Origin of the sequence: Janthinobacterium aestuarii (assembly GCF_051380835.1) — a bacterium.
Taxonomy (GTDB): domain Bacteria; phylum Pseudomonadota; class Gammaproteobacteria; order Burkholderiales; family Burkholderiaceae_D; genus Janthinobacterium; species Janthinobacterium aestuarii.
In genome coordinates, this window is record NZ_JBNYXU010000001.1 from 541,814 (window position 1) to 559,032 (window position 17,219).

Sequence of the window (17,219 nt, forward strand, 5' to 3'; positions counted from 1 at the left end):
CAAACGATTGATATAACTAAGCCGGTTGATTTAGTTAAGGAATGATGAAGATAATGAAAAACGCAGGCAAAAAAAAGCCCGCGGTTGTATTCGCGGGCTGAAGCCAATGTTCGGAGAACGAATTGGAGGAGACAGTTCTACTATAGCGCTGAAAATGGTGCAGTGCAATACCGTAGAACTACTGTATCGGTCTCTTTTCGATGGCAAAAAGCCGGTATTCCATGCTGCGGCGCACAGAAGCTCAGGCCTTGCTGCGCAGGGCCAGTGTAAACGTGCTGCCCGAGCCGTAGTCGCTGTTGAAGAACAGGGCGCCGCCGATGGCGTTGGCCAGGTTCTGGCACAGGTACAGGCCCAGTCCCGCGCCTTCCACGTGGCGCGTGGAGGTGGAATCGAGCTGCGAGAAGGCCTGGAACAGCTTGGCCTGGTCTTCTTCCTTGATGCCGGCGCCGCTGTCGGCGATGCTCATTTCCGTCACCAGCACGCCGTCTTCGTCGCGCTGGGACAGGCTGATGCGCACCGTGCCCTGTTCCGTGAACTTGATGGCGTTGTTGAGCAGATTGATGAGGATTTGCGTCAGCGCACGACGGTCCGTCTCGATGATGGCGGGAGATTGGCCCGGCTCGCCCAGTTCGAGTTCCAGCGCCAGGCCTTTTTGCTGGGCCAGGGGACGCAGGGTGTCGGCCACGTCGGCCATCAGTTCCTGGCAGTGCACGGGTTCGATCGACAGCGTCAGCTTGCCCGCTTCGATCTTGGCCACGTCGAGGATGTCGTTGATCAGCGAGAGCAAATGGCGCGCGCTGGCGCGGATGGTATTGAGTTGCTTGTCCTGGTCGGACGTCAGGGGGCCGGGCAGTTTCATCAGCAGCGCGCCCGTGAAGCCGATGATGGCGTTGAGCGGTGTGCGCAGTTCATGCGACATGTTGGCGATGAAGGCGGACTTCATGCGGCTCGCTTCGGCCAGCTCCAGGTTCTTCAGGGCGATTTCGCGGTTGATGGTTTCCAGTTCGGCCGCATGGTGCGCCAGGCGCATGTTCAGCTCGATCACCTGGCGTTCGCGCGCCTGCAGTTCGCCGTTGACCTGCACCGCCTGTTCATACGTGGAGATCAGCAGGTCGAGGATTTGCTGGCGTTCCGCATTGATGAAATGCTTCTGGTCGCCCAGGTACAGGGCGATGCCGATTTCCACGTTCTGGTTCTTGCGCAGCTTCTGGTTCATCAGCATGTGGCTGATGCGGTTGAGCAGGTAGTCTTCCGCGTAGGGCTTGCGGATGAAATTGTCGGCGCCGCACTCGATGCCGCGGATGATGTCCTTCGGATCGTTGAGCGAGGTGACGAGGATCACGGGAATGTCGCGCAGGGTCGGGTCGGACTTGATGGCGCGGCACAGGTCGTAGCCATTCATTTCAGGCATGACGATATCGGACAGCACCAGGTGCGGCTTGCGCTCGCGGATGGCGGCCAGGGCCAGCTGGCCATTCGCCGCCACGCGCGCGTTGTAGTGCAGCGACTGGATCAGGCGGCGCAAGCGCTCCGCCTGGGTCGGGCTGTCCTCGACGATCAGGATCTCGATTTCGTCAGGCTTGATTTGGTTGTTGGAGTCCACAGACCTCTCCTAGGATTTCAGTGTGGTGATGCTGGGCGCCGTGAGCGCGCAATATCGACATCGTATGACTATATCGGATTTAGGTCTGCAAAAGTAACTTCCAAGTAACTATTTTGGCCACAGGAAATGCTGTGGCCGCTTGTCAGTTTTCGCCCTGGAACTGGCCTGCGCGATATGTCAGCACGAGGGTATCGCGGTGACCATGCTCGCCCAGGGGCTGGATCGGCGTCGATTCGTGGATCACGGCAGCGTCGTCGAGCAGCAGCAGCGACCACGGTTCGGTCAGGGTAAAGCGCTTGCCGTTGGGGCCATTCGCTTCGAAGATGCGCGTCTCGCCGCCCTTGACCTGTTCGCGCCCGATCAGCAGCACGGCGACGAAATCGACGCCGTCGCGGTGCGCCCCTTCCGGCGTGGGCCGGCCGATGCCGTCGGTCGTATCGATGCGGAACTGGTGCGCTTCGATGAACCACGGCTGGCTGCCCTTGACCTGGGAGCAGACGTCGCCGAGCGCGCGGATCACCTGCTGCCAGGCCGCTTGCGCGACGATAGCCGCTTCGACCGGTTCGAACAGGCGGTGCATGCCGCCGTGCAGGGCGTTGTATTCCACCGGCTGCCAGTGCGGACGGTGCGCCGTCTGCGCCAGGCGCTCGCCATCCTGCACGAAGCACGAGTGGCGCCGGCGCCGATAGCGGCCGCCATCCTTCAGGTAATTGTCCAGCGCCAGGGTATTCCAGCTCCCTTCCAGCGCGCGCAATGCGTCCAGCGGGCAGCCGGCCAGCGCGGCCACGTCCTGCGGGCGCAGGACGGCATAGCCGTCATCGCGCAAGGCTTCCTTGACGTGGGACGGGTCGGTAAAGATCGGTGCGGAAGTGCTCATGGCGGTGCGGCCGCAACGCGGCCTGTCTCAGTTTATCCAGCCTGGCATTCTACGACTTCGCGGCGTTTCCTGTGCAGTGCGATAAGAATTATTCTTGTTTACTTAAAAATTCTTTACCAGGGTCAGGCGCAGCGAGCGCGATTCCACCGGATGGAAGTGGACGTCGTCGACGGGCTGCGCCTCGCCGGGCAGGCGCGAGGCATAGTAGTAGTCGATGGCCGAGTCGCGCCGGTTGGCCAGGTTGTAGCCTTCCACCTCCACGCGCAAGGTCTTGTCGATCTGGTAGGCGATGCGCCCGTTCAAGCCCACGCTGGCCGACGAGCGCACGCTGTTGTCTTCCATCAGGGGGCGCGGGCCGAAGTAGCGCAAGCGCAAGGAGCCCGACCACGGCCCTGGCGGCGTCACCGTCATGGCCAGCTGGGCCACGCCTTCGATGGCGCCGGGGATGAAGCCGCCCGCCGGGTCGCTGCCGCGCGAGCGTGCGCGCGCATACGCGAGGTCCAGGTCCAGCGACAGCCATCTGGCCGCCTTGTAATAGCTGGAAAACTCGATGCCGTAGCGGCGGCTGGGGCGGCCCGCCTCGGTGGCGCCCGCGTCGCCGATGAACAGCAGTTCGGAATCGAAGTCCAGCCGGTACAGCGACAGCGACGTTTGCAGGCCGGCGATGGCGGCGCTGCGCAAGCCCAGTTCCAGTCCGCGCGAGCGCACCAGCGGCGTGACCTTGTCGGCCGCTTCGCCCGTCTTCGGGTCGACCGTGATCGTCGTGCCGCGCGCGTCGTTGCTGTGAAAACCATTGCCAATGTTGATATACGCTTCCGTATCGCGCCACGGCCCGGCGATCACGCTCAGGCTGGGGCTGAACAAATGGTCGCTGGCCTTGCCCGAATTGGCGGCGCGGTCACTGCGCACGTCGAAGCGGTAGGCGTCCGCGCGCAGGCCGGCCACGGTGCGCAGCCAGCGCGACCAGCGCGTGCTGTTTTCGCCATATACGCCGATGCTCGATTCGACGATGTGGTCTTGCCGCGTGGTCGACACGGTCTGGCGCTGCCGCGTGTTGTACAGGCCATTGTGGATATTGTCGTTCTGTAGCTGCAGGCCGATGGTGGTGTCGCTGCTGCCCCTGTCCGTGTGGCGGTGCCAGGTGTGGCTGGCGTCGAGGCCGGCCGTCACGCGCCGGTCGGGCTGGGCGAACTGGTCGCCGTTATCGGGGGCGTCCATCGCATACGTAAAATTCGAGAACAGGGCCAGGCGGTTGGCGATCACATATGCGCTGACTTTGGACGACATGTCGTCCGTCGTCTGGCGCCAGGCGCCCGACAGGCTGTAGCGCTGGGCCTTGCCGCCGTCGCTGGCATCGATGGCGTCGAAGCGGCCCAGGGTGCCGTCCTGCACGGCGCGCAGCGGAATCTGGTCGGTGGCGTTCCAGCTGGCGTCATACGCCATGGCCGTGACATTGAAGCCGTTGTTGGCATAGCCTTCGCTGTAGCGCAGCACGCCATTGAGCTTGCGGTAGCGGTCCGGCTGCGTGAACGGGCCGTCGTTGTGCTGCGCTTCGAGCGCGTACAGCAGGCTGCCGTCGCCCGCATCGAGCGTATCGGCCAGCAGGGCGCGGCGAAAGCCGTTTTGTCCGATGCCCACGCTGGCGATGCCCTGCGTCAGGCGGTTCGCGTAGACGACGGACGCCGCGCCCGCCGAGGAGAAATCGCCTTGCGCCGCCGAATACGGCCCCTTCCTGTAATCGAGGCGCATGGCCAGTTCGGGGATCAGAAAGTTCAGGTCCGTCCAGCCCTGCCCGTGGCCATGGCTGCGCTGGTTGACGGGCATCTCGTCGACCGTGGTGCGCAAGTCCGTGCCATGATCGAGGTTGAAGCCGCGCAGGTAGAACTGGTTGGCCTTGCCCTCGCCGCTATGCTGGCTGACGATCAGTCCCGGCACGGCTTCGAGCAATTCGCCGGGCCGGTAGCTGGTGCGCGCATCGAGCTGCTGTTGCGTGACGCTGCCCGCATTGGCCGAATCGGCCACGCCCAGCTGGTTCAGGCGCGAACCGTCGATCAGCACGCGCTGGAAGATGTCGTCGGCATGGGCGGCGGTGGCTGAAAACAGGGCGGCAAGGAGCAGGGGAAGAGAGCGTGGCGTCATGGATGTAATAGGGGGGCGGGCCTTAGCGGATCGGCAGTTCCGTGTTCTGGCGGTCGAAAATCAGCGTCTGGATAGTGCCGCTGTCCTGCACGTTGAGGGTATTGCGCTGGCTGGGCAGGAAGTCGATCAGCAGCTGGTTGTGGATGCGCGTGGCGGGGGCCAGGCGCGTGCGCTCGATCTCCTGGAAGATGACAACATTGTCGGCATTGACCTTCATGCCGACCCAGTTCAGGCGCAAGCGCTTGCCGTCCGGCCCCACGAGGTAAAACTGTTTTTCCACATAGCGGCGCAGCGCCGCTTCGCTGTCTTCCTGGCCCAGGTCGAACTGGCGCTGGTACAAGTTCGTCAGCAGCGCCTCGACGTCGTGGCCCGTGTAGGTGTGCACCACTTCCGTGCTGCCGCTGGCCGCGTTGTAGCTGATGTCGGCGATACCCATGTGGAAGTTGTGGGCGCCGGCCGCCATGCTGGCGCAGGCCAGCACGGCGCAAGCCAGCGCGCGCCAGCGCTTCATGCTTCGTCGCCCTTGGACGCGCCGCCGTTCTGGCCTTTCAGCGGCGTATGGAAATCGCGCATCAGGTTATCCTTGGGCGACTTTTCGCTCTTGAACAGTTCCAGGCGCGATGGCGTGATCTTGCGCGGCCAGCTATTGTTGCTCGTGTCGATGTCGGCCGTTTCCCAGTACGGGTCTTGCACCAGGCCCACCATCGGTTCATCCGTGATGACGACCTTGGTTATTTTCTTCGGCGAGTAGCGCCACACTTCGGCCGGCACGCGCTCGACGTATTTCTTGCCGCTTTTTAGTTCGATTTCGAGGATCAGGGGCATGACCATGCCGCCCACGTTCGACAGGTCGACCAGGTACAGGTGCTTGCCCTGTTTCAGCAAGTCCTTTTCCCACGGTTCCAGAGCGGCCAGCGCTTCGGCGTAGGCGTTGCGGTCCTTGTTGGTCACCGTGAAATCGTCGTGCTGGTTATAGAAATCCTTGAGCTCCGGATGGGCATCGACGCGGCGCGGCATGCCCTTGTTGGCGCGGCTCGTGACGGATTCCGGCTGGGCGTCTTTCTGCGCCTTTTTCCACGCTTTTTCCGTGGCCGGGTCTTTCGAGCTTACGCCGTATTCGCTGATGCCGTCGATGCTGATGTCGACCGGGTCGGTCGTATAGAACCAGCCGCGCCAGAACCAGTCGAGGTCCGTGCCGGAAGCGTCTTCCATGGTGCGGAAAAAGTCGGCGGGCGTGGGGCGCTTGAACTTCCAGCGCTGCGCATATTCCTTGAACGCGTAGTCGAACAGCTCGCGCCCGAGGATGGTCTCGCGCAGGATGTTCAGGCCCGCCGCCGGCTTGGCGTAGGCGTTGTTGCCGAACTGCAGCAGGGATTCGGAATTGGTCATGATGGGCACCTGGTCGCGGCTACGCATGTAGTCGACGATCTCGCGCGGTTCGCCGCGCGAGGCAGGATAGTTTTCTTCCCACGCCTGCTGCGCCAGGTATTGCACGAAGGTGTTGAGGCCTTCGTCCATCCATGTCCACTGGCGCTCGTCCGAGTTGATGATCATCGGATAGTAGTTGTGGCCCACCTCGTGGATGATCACGCCGATCAGGCCATACTTGGTGCGCTTCGAGTAGGTCAGCTCGCCCGTCTTCTTGTCTTTCACCGGACGGGGGCCGTTGAACGAGATCATCGGATACTCCATGCCGCCGACGGGGCCGTTGACGGAAATGGCCGTCGGGTACGGGTAGTCGATGCTGTACTTGTTGTACTGCTCGATCGTGTGCACGATGGCTTGCGTGCTGTACTTTTCCCACAGCGGATTGCCCTCTTTCGGGTAGTAGGACATGGCCATCACATCGCTGCCGCCCTTCTTGTAGCCCTGCGCATCCCAGATGAACTTGCGGCTCGAGGCCCAGGCAAAGTCGCGCACGTTGGCCGCCTTGAAGTGCCACGTCTTTTGCGCGCGGCTGACAGTTTTCTCGGCCGCTTCCGCTTCCTTTTGCGTGACGATGACGACGGGCTTGTCGCTGCCGCGCGCTTTTTCCAGGCGCTCGCGCTGCGCGGCAGACAGCACGTCCAGCGGGTTTTGCAGCTGGCCCGTGGAGGCGACGATATGGTCGGCGGGCACCGTCAGCTGCACGTCGTAGTCACCGAACTCCAGCGTGAATTCGCCCGAGCCGAGGAACTGCTTGTGCTGCCAGCCTGCCGCGTCGTAATAGGCCGCCATGCGGGGGAACCACTGCGCCACTTCGAACAGGGCGTTCTTGTCGTCGAAGACTTCATAGCCGGCGCGCCCGCCCAGCACCTTCTGTTCGTTGATGCGGTAATCCCAGTCGATCTGGAAGGCAAAGTCCTGCCCCGGCTTCAAGGGCTGCGGCAGGTCGATGCGCATCATGGTGCGGTTGATAACGTACTTCAAAGGCTGGCCATCGGCGCCCGTCAAGCGGCGGATATGGAAGCCGCCCTGGAAGTCGCCGCGCGCGAGGATGCCGCGCAAGCTTTCGAATTTCATCGTGTCTTCGCCCGCCGTCTTGGCCCACGCCTGGCGCGACGGCGCCGTGGCCATGCGGCGCGCATCGGAATCGGGCTTGTAGATATTCTGGTCCAGCTGCACCCACAGGTAGCCGAGGGTGTCGGGCGACTGGTTATGGTAGGTGATGGTGCCGCTGCCGGCGATTTCGCGCCTGGCTTCATCGAGCGTGGCGCGGATCGTGTAGTCGGCGCGCTGCTGCCAGTAGGCGTGGCCTGGCGCGCCGGAGGCGGTGCGGTAGGTATTCGGGGTGGGCAACACCTCTTCGAGCTGGCGGAACTTGTCGTCAAATGGCTCGGCAGCGAAGGCCGACACGGTAAAACACAGAGCCAGCGAGGCTACGGAGCCGAAAGGTATGCGCATGATCACCTTGATGTTGTTGTAAGGAAATAGTGGCAACTATTCTATACGCAGGGTGGGGCCATCCATGTATCGATTTGTAATAAAGAAAGGCGGATTTTACGCCAGCTTTTGCCTGCCGCTGTCAGGGGCAGGCTTTGCCTGATTTTGCTCGGAAAAGCGGCGCTTTTACTCACTTTTCATCAGGCTGTCGCGCAACTGGTTCAGTTGTTGTTTCATGTCCACAACCTGCTCCACGCTGCAGTGGCTGGCCGCCAGGATGGCCTCGGGCAGCAGGGCCGCCTCGTGGCGCAGCTGGTCGCCCTGCTGCGTGAGGGAAATGATGACCTGGCGCTCGTCGCTGGCGGCGCGCGTGCGCGTGAGCAAGCCCGATTGCTCCATGCGCTTGAGCAAGGGCGTCAGGGTGGCCGAGTCGAGGAACAGGCGCTCGCCCACTTCCGACACCGTCAAGCCGTCGCGCTCCCACAACACCATCATCACCAGGTATTGCGAATAGGTCAGGCCAAGCTTGCGCAGCAGCTTGCGGTACAGCTTGTTCATGGCAAGCGAGGTCGAGTACAGCGCAAAGCACAGCTGGCCGTCCAGGCGCGGCACCTGGTGCAAGGGGTTGGGGGCGGTAGTGGTATCCATGGCTACAGTATATATAGTGCACTACTTAGTTGCAAGCGACCTCAATGCCGCCAGCGCCTGCCCGTCGAGCGTGAGCGCGCCGGCCGCGACGTTTTCGCGCAGATGCGCCACCGACGAAGTGCCGGGAATGACCAGCATGTTCGGCGCGCGCTGCAGCAGCCAGGCCAGCGCCACTTGCATTGGCGTCGCTTGCAGGGCGGCCGCTACCTGGTTCAAGGTATCGGACTGCAGCGGCGAAAAACCGCCCAGGGGGAAGAAGGGCACATAGGCGATGCCTTGCGCGGCCAGGGAGTCGATCAGCGCATCGTCCGCGCGGTGCGCCAGGTTGTAGTGGTTCTGCACGCAGACGATGGGGCTGATGCGCTGTGCCTCGGCCACCTGGGCCGCATCGACATTGGACAGGCCGATATGGCGCACCAGGCCTTCGCGCTGCAGCTGCACCAGCGTGTCCAGCGGCCCGGCAAGCGACGAGCCGTCAGGTCCGGCCATGCCCGGCGCGCGCAGGTTGACCACGTCGAGCACGTCCAGGCCCAGGTTGCGCAGGTTGTCGTGCACGGCGTCGCGCAGTTGCTGTGGCGATGCGGCCGGCAGCCAGGACTGGTCGGCGCCGCGCATGAAGCCGATCTTGGTGACGATGGTCAAGCCGTCGCGGTAGGGATGCAGCGCTTCGCGGATGATCTGGTTGGTGACGTGCGGGCCGTAAAAGTCCGAGGTGTCGATATGGTTGACGCCCAGTTCGATGGCCTCGCGCAGCACGGCGACGGCGGCGGCGCGGTCTTTCGGCGGCCCCCAGACGTGCGGGCCGGCCAGTTGCATGGCGCCGTAGCCGAGGCGGTTGAATGGGATGTCGCAATGGGCGGGCGTGAATTGGTCGCGGGCGGGGGAATGCGTGTGCATGGCAGCTCCTGTATGGTGGTTGAGGACAAGAGCAGCCATCGTAAAGCCGATTGCGCTGTATGATAATCGGGTCAATCCGGTACAGGCTGTACTCATTTACGCACAATGAAAGCTCTTCCCATGCATGCAGACAGCCCGTCCATGGCCGATTTGGCCGCCTTTGCCCTGGTGGCCCGGCACCGGGGTTTTCGCCAGGCCGCGCGTGCCAGCGGGCAGTCCGCGTCCGCCATGAGCGAGGCGCTGCGGCGGCTGGAGCAGCAATTGGGCATTCGCCTGCTGGAGCGCACCACGCGCAGCGTGACGCCGACGGCGGCCGGTGCGCTGCTGCTGACGCGCTTACGCCCGGCACTCGATGAAGTGAGCAGCGCGCTCGATGTGCTGAACGACTTGCGCGACAGCCCGCGCGGCATCTTGCGCCTGAACGTGCCGGTCAACGCGGCACGCTTCTTTTTGCAACCCATGGTCGACCAGTTCCTGCGCGCCTATCCGCAGATCAGGGTCGAGTTGGTGGTCGATAATAATTTTGTCGATGTCGTCGCCAGTGGCTGCGACGCGGGCATCCGTTATGGCGAACGGCTGGAGCAGGACATGATCGCCATCCCCATCGGCCCGCGCACGCAGCGCTTCGCGGTGGCGGGCGCGCCATCCTACCTGGCGCAGCGCGGCGTGCCCGTGCATCCGCGCGACCTGCTGCAGCATGCCTGCCTGCTGGGGAAATTCCTCAGTGGCGCGGTTCCACCGTGGGAGTTCGAGCGGGATAGGCAAAAAGTGAGCGTGGAGCCGGACGGCCCCGTGATCGTCACGCCGACGGCGGCCGACTTCGCGGTCAGCATGGCCATCGCCGGCCATGGCCTCGTCTATCTGTTTGAAGAGTGGCTGCAGCCATATATCGATGCTGGCCAGCTGCAGCCCGTGCTGGAAGACTGGGCGATGCCCTTTCCCGGCCCGTTTTTATACTATGCGGGCCGGCGTCATTTGCCCGCGCCGCTGCGTACCTTCATCGATTTCGTGCAGGCCAATTTTGCGCAGTTTCCTTAATCTGTCGGATAGCGCTGGCGTAAAAGCTGCAGCATCGCGACATTCTGTTCCCACGCGTCGCTCACGGGCTGCTGCGTCCAGGGCAAGGTTTGCGTGTACGGCGCGGGGCCGAATTCCGGCGTGAACGTCATGCGCTCGGCGCCGGCCGCGCGGCGCAGGGCGACGATGGCATCCCACCAGGCCAGGTGGGCGTCGAGCGCGCTCTTCGCTTCCGGCGCGCGGAAGTCGGCCACTTGCGGACCCTGCGCATGACCGACGCGCGCGTGCACGTGGCGCACCAGCGGCAGCACTTGCGCCAGCGTGTGCGGCTGGTCTTCCAGCAGCGATTCGCAGGCACAGCACCAGTGCGACAGGTCGGCCGTCAAGGGCAGCTCCGGATACTGCGCCAGATACGGCAGCAGCAGCATCGGGTGGCCGCTGAAACGGCTGCGGTGGATTTCATGCACGATGGGCACGTCATGCCTGGCCGAGATGGCGGCGGTCAGGTCGAGCAGTTCTCCGTTTTGTGCCTGCGTATAAAAATCCTTGCCCGTGTGGGTGTTGACCAGCACGGGGCGCGCCAGGCAGGCGTTTTCCAGCCGTTCGGCGAGAGCCGCGCGGTGCAGCTCGAAGTCGCTGTGGAACACGGTTTCCCACTGCGCGGCGATCAGCTGCAGTCCCGCCTTGGCGATGCGGTCCGTCCATTCCTCGCGCAGGGCGGCGTCCAGCGGCAGCGACATCTCGATGCCGTCGAAACCGGCATCGAGTACCTTTTCGATGAAGACGTCGGGTGGCAGCGCGTTATTGCCCCAGTGGGCGGCGAAGACGTCGATGCGCATCAGACGAAGCCCCGCACAGGGAAGGAGTCGTCGCGCTGGATCCAGTTGTGGGCCGCGTATTGCGTCTGGCCGTCGGTGGCGTGCAAGGTGTAGGCGTGGCGCGAGACGGGCGAGCGGTTCGGCGCGCTGTAGTGGGGCAGCAAGCCGTGGAAGCAGACGAGGGCGCCCGCCTTCACTTCGAGTGGCACGGCCGTGCTGTCGTCGGGCCACGGCATGGCATCGAGTTTTTCCACTCTTACCTGGTCGCCGTTGCGGATGAAGCGTTCGCGCAGGGGGCCGCGGTGGCCGCCCGGTTCCGCCCACAGGCAGCCGTTTTCCAGGGTGGCGTCTTCCAGCGCGAACCAGAACGTGGTCACGCTGACGGGCGTGGTCTCGAAATACGTGGCGTCCTGGTGCCAGCGCACTTCGCCGCCGATGCCGGGCTGCTTGAAGATGTACATCGATTGCCACACCTGCGCATCCGCCAGGCCCAGGTCGCGCGCCACTTCGGCCAGTTTCGGATCGGCCGAAAAAGCGCGGAAGACGGGGTCCAGGTCATGCATGGCATGGCCGATCTTGTTGATCGACAGCGATTTCGCCTGCTTCAGCTGGCCGTCCGGGCCGAACGCTTCTTCCTCGAAGAAGCAGCGGATGGTGTTGTCGGACGCCAGGAAATAATCGTTGGTATTTTTTGCCTGGTCGCGCGTGGTGAAGATGGACTGGCTGACGCTGGGATCGAATTCGTTGACAATCTGCTCGGCGCGCGCGCGCAGGGCGGCGATGTCGTCCGCACCCTTGAAACCGGGCAGGATGATGTAGCCGTCGCGTTGATACTGTTCTTGTTGTTCGATCGTTAGCATGGCGGCTGCTCCTGAGGTCAGTGGAAAGCGCCATTGTAGGATGGGCGAGGCCGGCAAACAATCGCCCAGTGGTTGACAGATTGTCGCCAAAACACAGACAATCTTTGACATGGATCAATTAAAAGCGATGGAAATCTTTGTCGAGGTGGCGCGCCAGCGCAGTTTTACGGTGGCCGGGCAGCGCCTGGGCCTGACGCGGGCCATGGTCAGCAAGACCATCATGCAGCTGGAAGAGCGCCTGCATGCGCGCCTGCTGCACCGCTCCACGCGCGAAGTGAGTTTGACGGACGCGGGCCGCGCCTACCTGGCGCCGTGCATGGCCACCGTCAGCCAGGCGCAGGAAGCGGCGCGCATGGTGGCGCACGTGGCGCAGGCCGGGGCGGGGGCGGAGCTGGCCGGGCCGCTGCGCATCCAGGCGCCGTCGAGTTTCGGCAGCGCGTGGCTGGCCGACGCCGTCGCCCGTTTCAGCCTGCCGCACCCGCAGGTGCAGGCCGAATTGTTTGTCGATGATGCGCTGCTCGACCCGATACGCCACGGCTTTGACTTGACGATACGCGTGGGCGGCATCCCGGACAGCAGCGCGCTGGCCATGCGTCCGCTGGCGCCGTGCCGCGCCGTGCTGTGCGCTAGCCCGGCCTACCTGGCGCAATGGGGCGTGCCGCAGACGCCGCAAGAGCTATTGCAGCACCAGTGCCTGCATTTCAGTCACCTGACCGATGGCACGAACTGGCATTTCCAGCGTGGAGAGGGAGAGTCGCGCGAAGAGGTGAGCGTGCGCGTGCAGGCGGGTTTTACGGCGAATAACGGGCTGGTGCTGCACCAGGCCGCGCAGCGGGGTCTCGGCATCGTCTACAGCACCACCTTCCTCGCCTGGCGCAATCTGCTCGATGGCAGTCTGGTGCCCGTGCTGAAGGACTGGGAGCTGCCGCTCAATCACTTGAGCGCCCTGTATCCGGCCAGCCGCCAGCCGTCGCCCAAGGTGCGCGCGCTGATCGATTTCCTCGTGGCCGAATACCAGCCAGTGCCGCCGTGGGACCGCGAGCTGGAAGCGGCGGGTTTTTTCAGCTGAGGGTCAATTGATAGCGACCGGTTCCACCGTCCACGCGCCATCGGCGTACACGCGCTCGTCGTCCAGATAAACTGCTTCGGTGACGGCGAAGATGTCGACGTGGTAGCGCGCATCCTTGCGCTTGAATTGGGGCTTGGTGTAGACGCCATGCTTGGCGCCCAGCGACAGATGGATGCCGCACATGCGCTCATACGTGCCGATGTCGTTGACCAGCTGTTCGCGCGAAAAGGCGCGGTTCATGCCGAAGCCCAGTTCGCGCACCCACACTTCGCCTTCGTGCACGCGGATGATCTCCAGCATGGCGGTAAATTCCGGCGTGGCGTTTTCCGTGCCAGTGACTCGGCCTTTTTCGATGATCAGGGTGATCGGTGTGTCGGGGCGGTTGACCATGAAGTGCGTGTCGCCAAAGACGAAAATGCGCACGCGCCCGTTCACGGCTTCCAGGTCCTGCGCTTCCGTGAATACTTCGCCCAGCGGGAACTGGCCGCCGATATTGTTCATGCCGCTGTAATCGCCGATATTGAGCTTCGCGCCCTCGAATGGCGAGGCGAAGACCAGCTGCTCGCCGCCGCTGTCGACCATGCCGTGGCGGGCTTTGTTGATGCGCGCCTTCAGTGCATGGCCAACGCCCCGGTAATAGGCGGGGTCGTAGGCCAGCGAGGCGATGTAGTGCAAGCCCTGCACGCCGGGCATGCGCGACAGGTGCACGTGCTCGATGACTTTCAGGCCTCGCTTGAACAGCTCGATGCGGATGCGGAACGCTTCCAGGCGGAAGCTGGTCGACTGGATCAGCACGACGAGGCTGCCGGCCGGCAGTTCGGCAAACGCGGCCAGCACGGCATCGGGTGTGACCTCGTCGAAATCGATGAAGGTGGCGTCCGGCAAGGCCTGGCGATACGCTTCCGTCAGCACGACGTTGAGCCAGCTGCGCTTGTCGCAGACGATCAGGGACGGTTCGTCCGGGCGGTGGCAGATGGCCATGGCCAGCAGGTCGGCCACGTTTTGCGCGGCCACTTCGGTGGCGGCGGCGCTGATAGCGTCGAGCCGGCTGGTGTCATTCTCGGGAAGCGTCATGGTGGGAAGGTGGGGACGTGAAGTAATCGCAGCATTATAAGGCGATTGCCCCGGGCGCCACCATTCCCCATCCGGCGGAGGACAGGCGGCCGCCGCGCCCCTGATTATCTTGTGTAGTGCTTTCCGGCAATGTATTATTTGAGAAATGGTATAGCAGGGTATGGCAGCGAGCCTGGCAGCGGCCCGGCGCAGCGGCAAACGCACGCATGCGCACGGCGGCACGCTTTCAGTGATGCAGGGACAACAAGCCAACAGGCGATGACGAAGAGTGTGATGTAATGAGCATAATCGGACAAGATATTCCCATGGAGCGGCCGGATACGGATGGGCGCGCCGCTGTCTTCGTTCCCGTCACGGGCGTCAAGGAAGATGTCCTGTTGACCATACGCAAGGGTGCGGCCATCGTCGGCTTTGCCAACCACGACCGCACCATCACCGTGTATTTTGAAAGCAACCGCTTTGACGACCCCGTGCTGGCCAAGTGGGAGCACAAGGCGCGCAAGGCCTACGACCGCCTGGTCGACAATGCGCCCACCGTGTCGAAACTGACCACCAGCCCCGCCAATTTCGAGCAGATCGGCTACATCAATGGCAAGGGCATCACGATTCGCCGCATGGAAAGCCTGCAGCGCTGGCTCGCGTATTCGGATGCGATGGATACTTGCCCGGCGACGGATATCATTCCGCGCACGGTCATTGCCAAGGCTGAAAGCGTTAAAGTTTAAGAACGGCAGATACAAGGCCGGGGAGATGTTGCCTGCCCCGCTTTTACCTCACTGTACTGAAGTACTGTCTTCGGGACGGCGCCTAGCCCTGAGCATTTTCTCAGTCGCTCCTGGTGTGCATACGGGAGCCACCAATATTGTCGGATTACGCGGGGCTTTGCCCCGCTAATCCGACGCGACCTGCACGTGACCTCGTTTCTCGCTCCTCACTACACCACGACGATATTCGCCTGCGCCTTGAGCGGGCAGGGCAGGGTGTCGTCGAAGGTGATTTCGATGGCGCTGGCGACGAACATGCCGCCGATGTGCTGGGCGGCGATTTCGGGCGGCGTGCCGGGCTTGGTCAGGTTGACGTCCTGGGCGAAGACGAAGACTCTCCAGGTGCCGTAGACCTTTTGATCATATTGCAGCAGGGTGCGGTAAGCGCGCTTCAAGTCCAGGCTGCCTGCGTAAACGCCATCGTTGGCGCCCGGGTCGAAGCCCAGGCCGTCATCGGTCAGCGATTCGACGAAATACAGGCCTTGCGGCGCCTGGAACAGCACGAAAGCGTACAGTTCCGTACCGCGGAACACATTGCCGTTGTCGCGCTTGAAGCTGGCGCGTATCCACAGCGGTTCGTAGGCCTGCACGATGGCGGGCGTATCCGTTTCCACGGGCCCCGCCACGTGGATGTTGACTTGCGTTTCGCTGACGGCATGCTGATAGATGGCGCCCGTGGTGAAACGCTGATACTCCCAGCTGATGTCGGCCGTGTAGGGCAGGCCAGCGTTCGGCGCTTCCGGCAATATCCATTTCGCCACCACGCGCTCGGCCAGGGTCAGTTCGCCGGCGGCCGGTGGTGTTGCTTCCTGGCCACGCCAGAACGGATCCGCGATATCGGAGCAGGCGACGGCGATGGCGCCCGAGGCGATGGCCGAAGCCACGCCCGCCACCGTGAATTCGGGCTGGCCCGAGCCGGCCCCTTCGAGCGAACAGCAATCGACGCTGGGATCGGTTTCCTCGAACGTGCCGCCCACGCTGAAGCTGGCTTTGCCTGAACCGAGCGCAGCGGCAATGATGGCCACCAATGCGGCGATGATGGCAATGATGATGGCGAGCACTTTCCACCACGGGTCGGAAAATGGTAGGTCTCCATGCGTGCCCGCATAAGCGGGGTTCGGCGTCCAGACGAGGGTCATGCCGGTCGGCACGATGGGCCCCAGGCCGGGCGGGCAGCGGCACTCCTTCCCATCCGTGCCCGTGCTGCCCCAGCGCTTGCCCGGCAGGTGGCCTTGCGGCTTGGATAGTTCCAGCGTGCCTTCCTCGACCGTGCACGTGTAGGTGTTGGTGGCGCTGTCGAAGCGCGTCTGCGACACGAAGATTTGCCGGATCGAGCGGTGCGGCGTGTGGCCGTCCGCCTTGGCGACGAAGCTGACCAGGCGCTTGCCGGGCATCGCATGCTGGAAGTCGGCATCCCACATGACCAGCATGGCCGCGCCGGCGGGAATGCTGGCAAAGAAAAAGGTGTGCGCCACGGGCACGATGCCGGGGTCGCCCACGCTTTCCAGGTACACCGTGACATTCGTCAGGACGCTGCCGGACATATTGGTGACGTGGGCGGCGATGCGCAAGCCATAGATGGCATTGTCGAAGATGCCATCGGGCAGCATGATATTGGTGACGGGCTCGATCGCGAACGGCCGCGTCAGCACCTGCAGGGGGGTATCGCTCATGATGCTTGCTCCTCGGGGCTGTGCTGTTCTTGCGCGTGCTCTTGAGCTTGCTCGTTCTCGAGATCGGTGACGACATACGTAACGCCGCCCATGACCTTGCCGTCGCGCGTTTCCAGCACGCGCAGCAGCGCATACTGGCGTGGCGGCAAGGCTTCGGCGCGCACGCTCAGGTACACGGCCTGCGCCTGGCCGCGCGGCACTTCCAGCACCAGCTTTTGCTCACCGGGCGCATCGCCATTGCAATGGGGCGTGCGCACCAGCCCCGCTACCAGGCGTGCGTCCCTGGCCGGCTGCCACCGCTCCAGCCCCAGGGTGGCCAGCAGGCGCTCGGGCAGCTCGCCGCCATATTCAATCTGCAGCTCCACTTTTTTCGTCGCACGGGGCAGGGCCGCCACCGCGATGCTCAGCAATTGCGCGCGCCTTGCCGCCAGCACGACGGTGACATTGCGCTGGGCGATCTGCTCGTGCTGCTTGGGCTGGAAGGGAAAGCCGTTGGGCAGGGGATCGGGCAGCGGGTTGACGTCGCCCGGGCCATGGGCCACGGCCAGCAGGCATTCGTGGCCGCCATTGACGATGACGGGGATCCACGGCACCAGGCACAGCACTTCCTGCGTGGCGCCGGGCGGCAAGTCGGCAAAGGCGGAACCGATCTGCGTGGCGGCGCCGACGGCGATCTGGCCGGAAGGATCGGCCCAGTAAAAATCCACGCGCACGCCGTTCGAGGCGCTGTTGCCCGTGTTGTGCATGCGGCTCCACAGGTAATTGCTGGTGCCGGCGATGGGCGCGCCCGGCGGACCATTCGGATCGGTGCCCGGCACGACCCAGATATCGGCGCTGTCCCACCAGGGCTGGCCGTCTTCGATGATCAGGTGGGCTGGCATGGCGTTCTCCTTGTCCTTGGCCGGTGCTTCCAGCTTA

The 17,219-nt window shown here is 63.7% G+C and carries 15 protein-coding genes; 3 read left to right on the forward strand and 12 right to left on the reverse strand.

Annotated features, from left to right (window positions below):
• Positions 1-241 precede the first annotated feature (241 nt).
• The 7 genes from ACQ4WO_RS02460 to ACQ4WO_RS02490 all read right to left on the reverse strand — a co-directional run bounded on the left by ACQ4WO_RS02460 (position 242) and on the right by ACQ4WO_RS02490 (position 9,026).
• Positions 242-1,603 carry a hybrid sensor histidine kinase/response regulator gene (locus ACQ4WO_RS02460; RefSeq protein WP_436480087.1) on the reverse strand — a complete coding sequence of 454 codons (1,362 nt, stop codon included), beginning with the start codon at positions 1,601-1,603 and terminating at the stop codon, positions 242-244.
• Positions 1,604-1,745: 142 nt separating this feature from the next.
• Complete coding sequence (locus ACQ4WO_RS02465; RefSeq protein WP_436480088.1) at positions 1,746-2,480, reverse strand: 2OG-Fe dioxygenase family protein; 735 nt, start codon at positions 2,478-2,480, stop codon at positions 1,746-1,748.
• A gap of 102 nt (positions 2,481-2,582) precedes the next feature.
• Positions 2,583-4,619, reverse strand: a complete 2,037-nt coding sequence (locus ACQ4WO_RS02470; protein WP_436480089.1) for a TonB-dependent receptor — start codon at positions 4,617-4,619, stop codon at positions 2,583-2,585.
• Positions 4,620-4,641: 22 nt separating this feature from the next.
• On the reverse strand, positions 4,642-5,130 hold the full coding sequence (locus ACQ4WO_RS02475) for a DUF6702 family protein (RefSeq protein WP_436480090.1): 489 nt from the start codon (positions 5,128-5,130) through the stop codon (positions 4,642-4,644).
• The gene (locus ACQ4WO_RS02480; RefSeq protein WP_436480091.1) at positions 5,127-7,502 is read right to left on the reverse strand and encodes a M1 family metallopeptidase; all 2,376 of its coding nucleotides are present in this window, start codon (positions 7,500-7,502) and stop codon (positions 5,127-5,129) included. The genes ACQ4WO_RS02475 and ACQ4WO_RS02480 overlap by 4 nt, the downstream gene beginning before the upstream one ends.
• Before the next feature lie 165 nt (positions 7,503-7,667).
• A complete protein-coding gene (locus ACQ4WO_RS02485; protein WP_101482558.1) occupies positions 7,668-8,129 on the reverse strand; it encodes a MarR family winged helix-turn-helix transcriptional regulator in 462 nt (153 codons plus the stop codon).
• Positions 8,130-8,150: 21 nt separating this feature from the next.
• Entirely contained in the window at positions 8,151-9,026 is an 876-nt protein-coding gene (locus tag ACQ4WO_RS02490; RefSeq protein ID WP_436480092.1) for an aldo/keto reductase family oxidoreductase, read from the reverse strand.
• A 120-nt stretch (positions 9,027-9,146) separates the two neighbouring features.
• Here ACQ4WO_RS02490 and ACQ4WO_RS02495 point away from each other — a divergent pair, with 120 nt between their 5' ends.
• Complete coding sequence (locus ACQ4WO_RS02495) at positions 9,147-10,064, forward strand: LysR family transcriptional regulator (RefSeq protein WP_436480093.1); 918 nt, start codon at positions 9,147-9,149, stop codon at positions 10,062-10,064.
• On the opposite strand, the gene ACQ4WO_RS02500 is transcribed toward ACQ4WO_RS02495, so the two are convergent.
• Together ACQ4WO_RS02500 and ACQ4WO_RS02505 are read right to left on the reverse strand one after the other, a co-directional pair.
• Positions 10,061-10,882, reverse strand: a complete 822-nt coding sequence (locus tag ACQ4WO_RS02500) for a sugar phosphate isomerase/epimerase family protein (RefSeq protein ID WP_436480094.1) — start codon at positions 10,880-10,882, stop codon at positions 10,061-10,063. The two genes, ACQ4WO_RS02495 and ACQ4WO_RS02500, sit on opposite strands and share 4 nt — an antisense overlap.
• Positions 10,882-11,721 carry a phytanoyl-CoA dioxygenase family protein gene (locus ACQ4WO_RS02505; protein WP_436480095.1) on the reverse strand — a complete coding sequence of 280 codons (840 nt, stop codon included), beginning with the start codon at positions 11,719-11,721 and terminating at the stop codon, positions 10,882-10,884. The genes ACQ4WO_RS02500 and ACQ4WO_RS02505 overlap by 1 nt, the downstream gene beginning before the upstream one ends.
• A gap of 109 nt (positions 11,722-11,830) precedes the next feature.
• Between ACQ4WO_RS02505 and ACQ4WO_RS02510 the strand changes: the two genes are divergently transcribed.
• Positions 11,831-12,790 carry a LysR family transcriptional regulator gene (locus tag ACQ4WO_RS02510; protein WP_436480096.1) on the forward strand — a complete coding sequence of 320 codons (960 nt, stop codon included), beginning with the start codon at positions 11,831-11,833 and terminating at the stop codon, positions 12,788-12,790.
• 3 nt (positions 12,791-12,793) lie between these two features.
• On the opposite strand, the gene ACQ4WO_RS02515 is transcribed toward ACQ4WO_RS02510, so the two are convergent.
• Positions 12,794-13,864 carry a M29 family metallopeptidase gene (locus tag ACQ4WO_RS02515; protein WP_436480097.1) on the reverse strand — a complete coding sequence of 357 codons (1,071 nt, stop codon included), beginning with the start codon at positions 13,862-13,864 and terminating at the stop codon, positions 12,794-12,796.
• Between the two features lie 305 nt (positions 13,865-14,169).
• On the opposite strand from ACQ4WO_RS02515, the gene ACQ4WO_RS02520 reads away from it, so the two are divergent.
• Positions 14,170-14,589, forward strand: coding sequence for a hypothetical protein (locus ACQ4WO_RS02520; protein ID WP_080698430.1), 420 nt, complete (start codon positions 14,170-14,172; stop codon positions 14,587-14,589).
• A 209-nt stretch (positions 14,590-14,798) separates the two neighbouring features.
• Here the strand turns inward: ACQ4WO_RS02520 and ACQ4WO_RS02525 are convergent, their stop codons facing one another.
• Positions 14,799-16,301, reverse strand: coding sequence for a hypothetical protein (locus ACQ4WO_RS02525; RefSeq protein ID WP_436480098.1), 1,503 nt, complete (start codon positions 16,299-16,301; stop codon positions 14,799-14,801).
• Positions 16,298-17,182, reverse strand: coding sequence for a hypothetical protein (locus ACQ4WO_RS02530; RefSeq protein WP_436480099.1), 885 nt, complete (start codon positions 17,180-17,182; stop codon positions 16,298-16,300). The genes ACQ4WO_RS02525 and ACQ4WO_RS02530 overlap by 4 nt, the downstream gene beginning before the upstream one ends.
• Between the last annotated feature and the right edge of the window lie 37 nt (positions 17,183-17,219).

Coding starts and splice junctions, on each gene's coding strand:
- ACQ4WO_RS02465 (WP_436480088.1), bottom strand. CDS start 2,480: ATGAGCACTTCCGCACCGATCTTTACCGACCCGTCCCACGTCAAGGAA.
- ACQ4WO_RS02470 (WP_436480089.1), bottom strand. CDS start 4,619: ATGACGCCACGCTCTCTTCCCCTGCTCCTTGCCGCCCTGTTTTCAGCC.
- ACQ4WO_RS02475 (WP_436480090.1), bottom strand. CDS start 5,130: ATGAAGCGCTGGCGCGCGCTGGCTTGCGCCGTGCTGGCCTGCGCCAGC.
- ACQ4WO_RS02480 (WP_436480091.1), bottom strand. CDS start 7,502: ATGCGCATACCTTTCGGCTCCGTAGCCTCGCTGGCTCTGTGTTTTACC.
- ACQ4WO_RS02485 (WP_101482558.1), bottom strand. CDS start 8,129: ATGGATACCACTACCGCCCCCAACCCCTTGCACCAGGTGCCGCGCCTG.
- ACQ4WO_RS02490 (WP_436480092.1), bottom strand. CDS start 9,026: ATGCACACGCATTCCCCCGCCCGCGACCAATTCACGCCCGCCCATTGC.
- ACQ4WO_RS02495 (WP_436480093.1), top strand. CDS start 9,147: ATGCATGCAGACAGCCCGTCCATGGCCGATTTGGCCGCCTTTGCCCTG.
- ACQ4WO_RS02500 (WP_436480094.1), bottom strand. CDS start 10,882: ATGCGCATCGACGTCTTCGCCGCCCACTGGGGCAATAACGCGCTGCCA.
- ACQ4WO_RS02505 (WP_436480095.1), bottom strand. CDS start 11,721: ATGCTAACGATCGAACAACAAGAACAGTATCAACGCGACGGCTACATC.
- ACQ4WO_RS02510 (WP_436480096.1), top strand. CDS start 11,831: ATGGATCAATTAAAAGCGATGGAAATCTTTGTCGAGGTGGCGCGCCAG.
- ACQ4WO_RS02515 (WP_436480097.1), bottom strand. CDS start 13,864: ATGACGCTTCCCGAGAATGACACCAGCCGGCTCGACGCTATCAGCGCC.
- ACQ4WO_RS02520 (WP_080698430.1), top strand. CDS start 14,170: ATGGAGCGGCCGGATACGGATGGGCGCGCCGCTGTCTTCGTTCCCGTC.
- ACQ4WO_RS02525 (WP_436480098.1), bottom strand. CDS start 16,301: ATGAGCGATACCCCCCTGCAGGTGCTGACGCGGCCGTTCGCGATCGAG.
- ACQ4WO_RS02530 (WP_436480099.1), bottom strand. CDS start 17,182: ATGCCAGCCCACCTGATCATCGAAGACGGCCAGCCCTGGTGGGACAGC.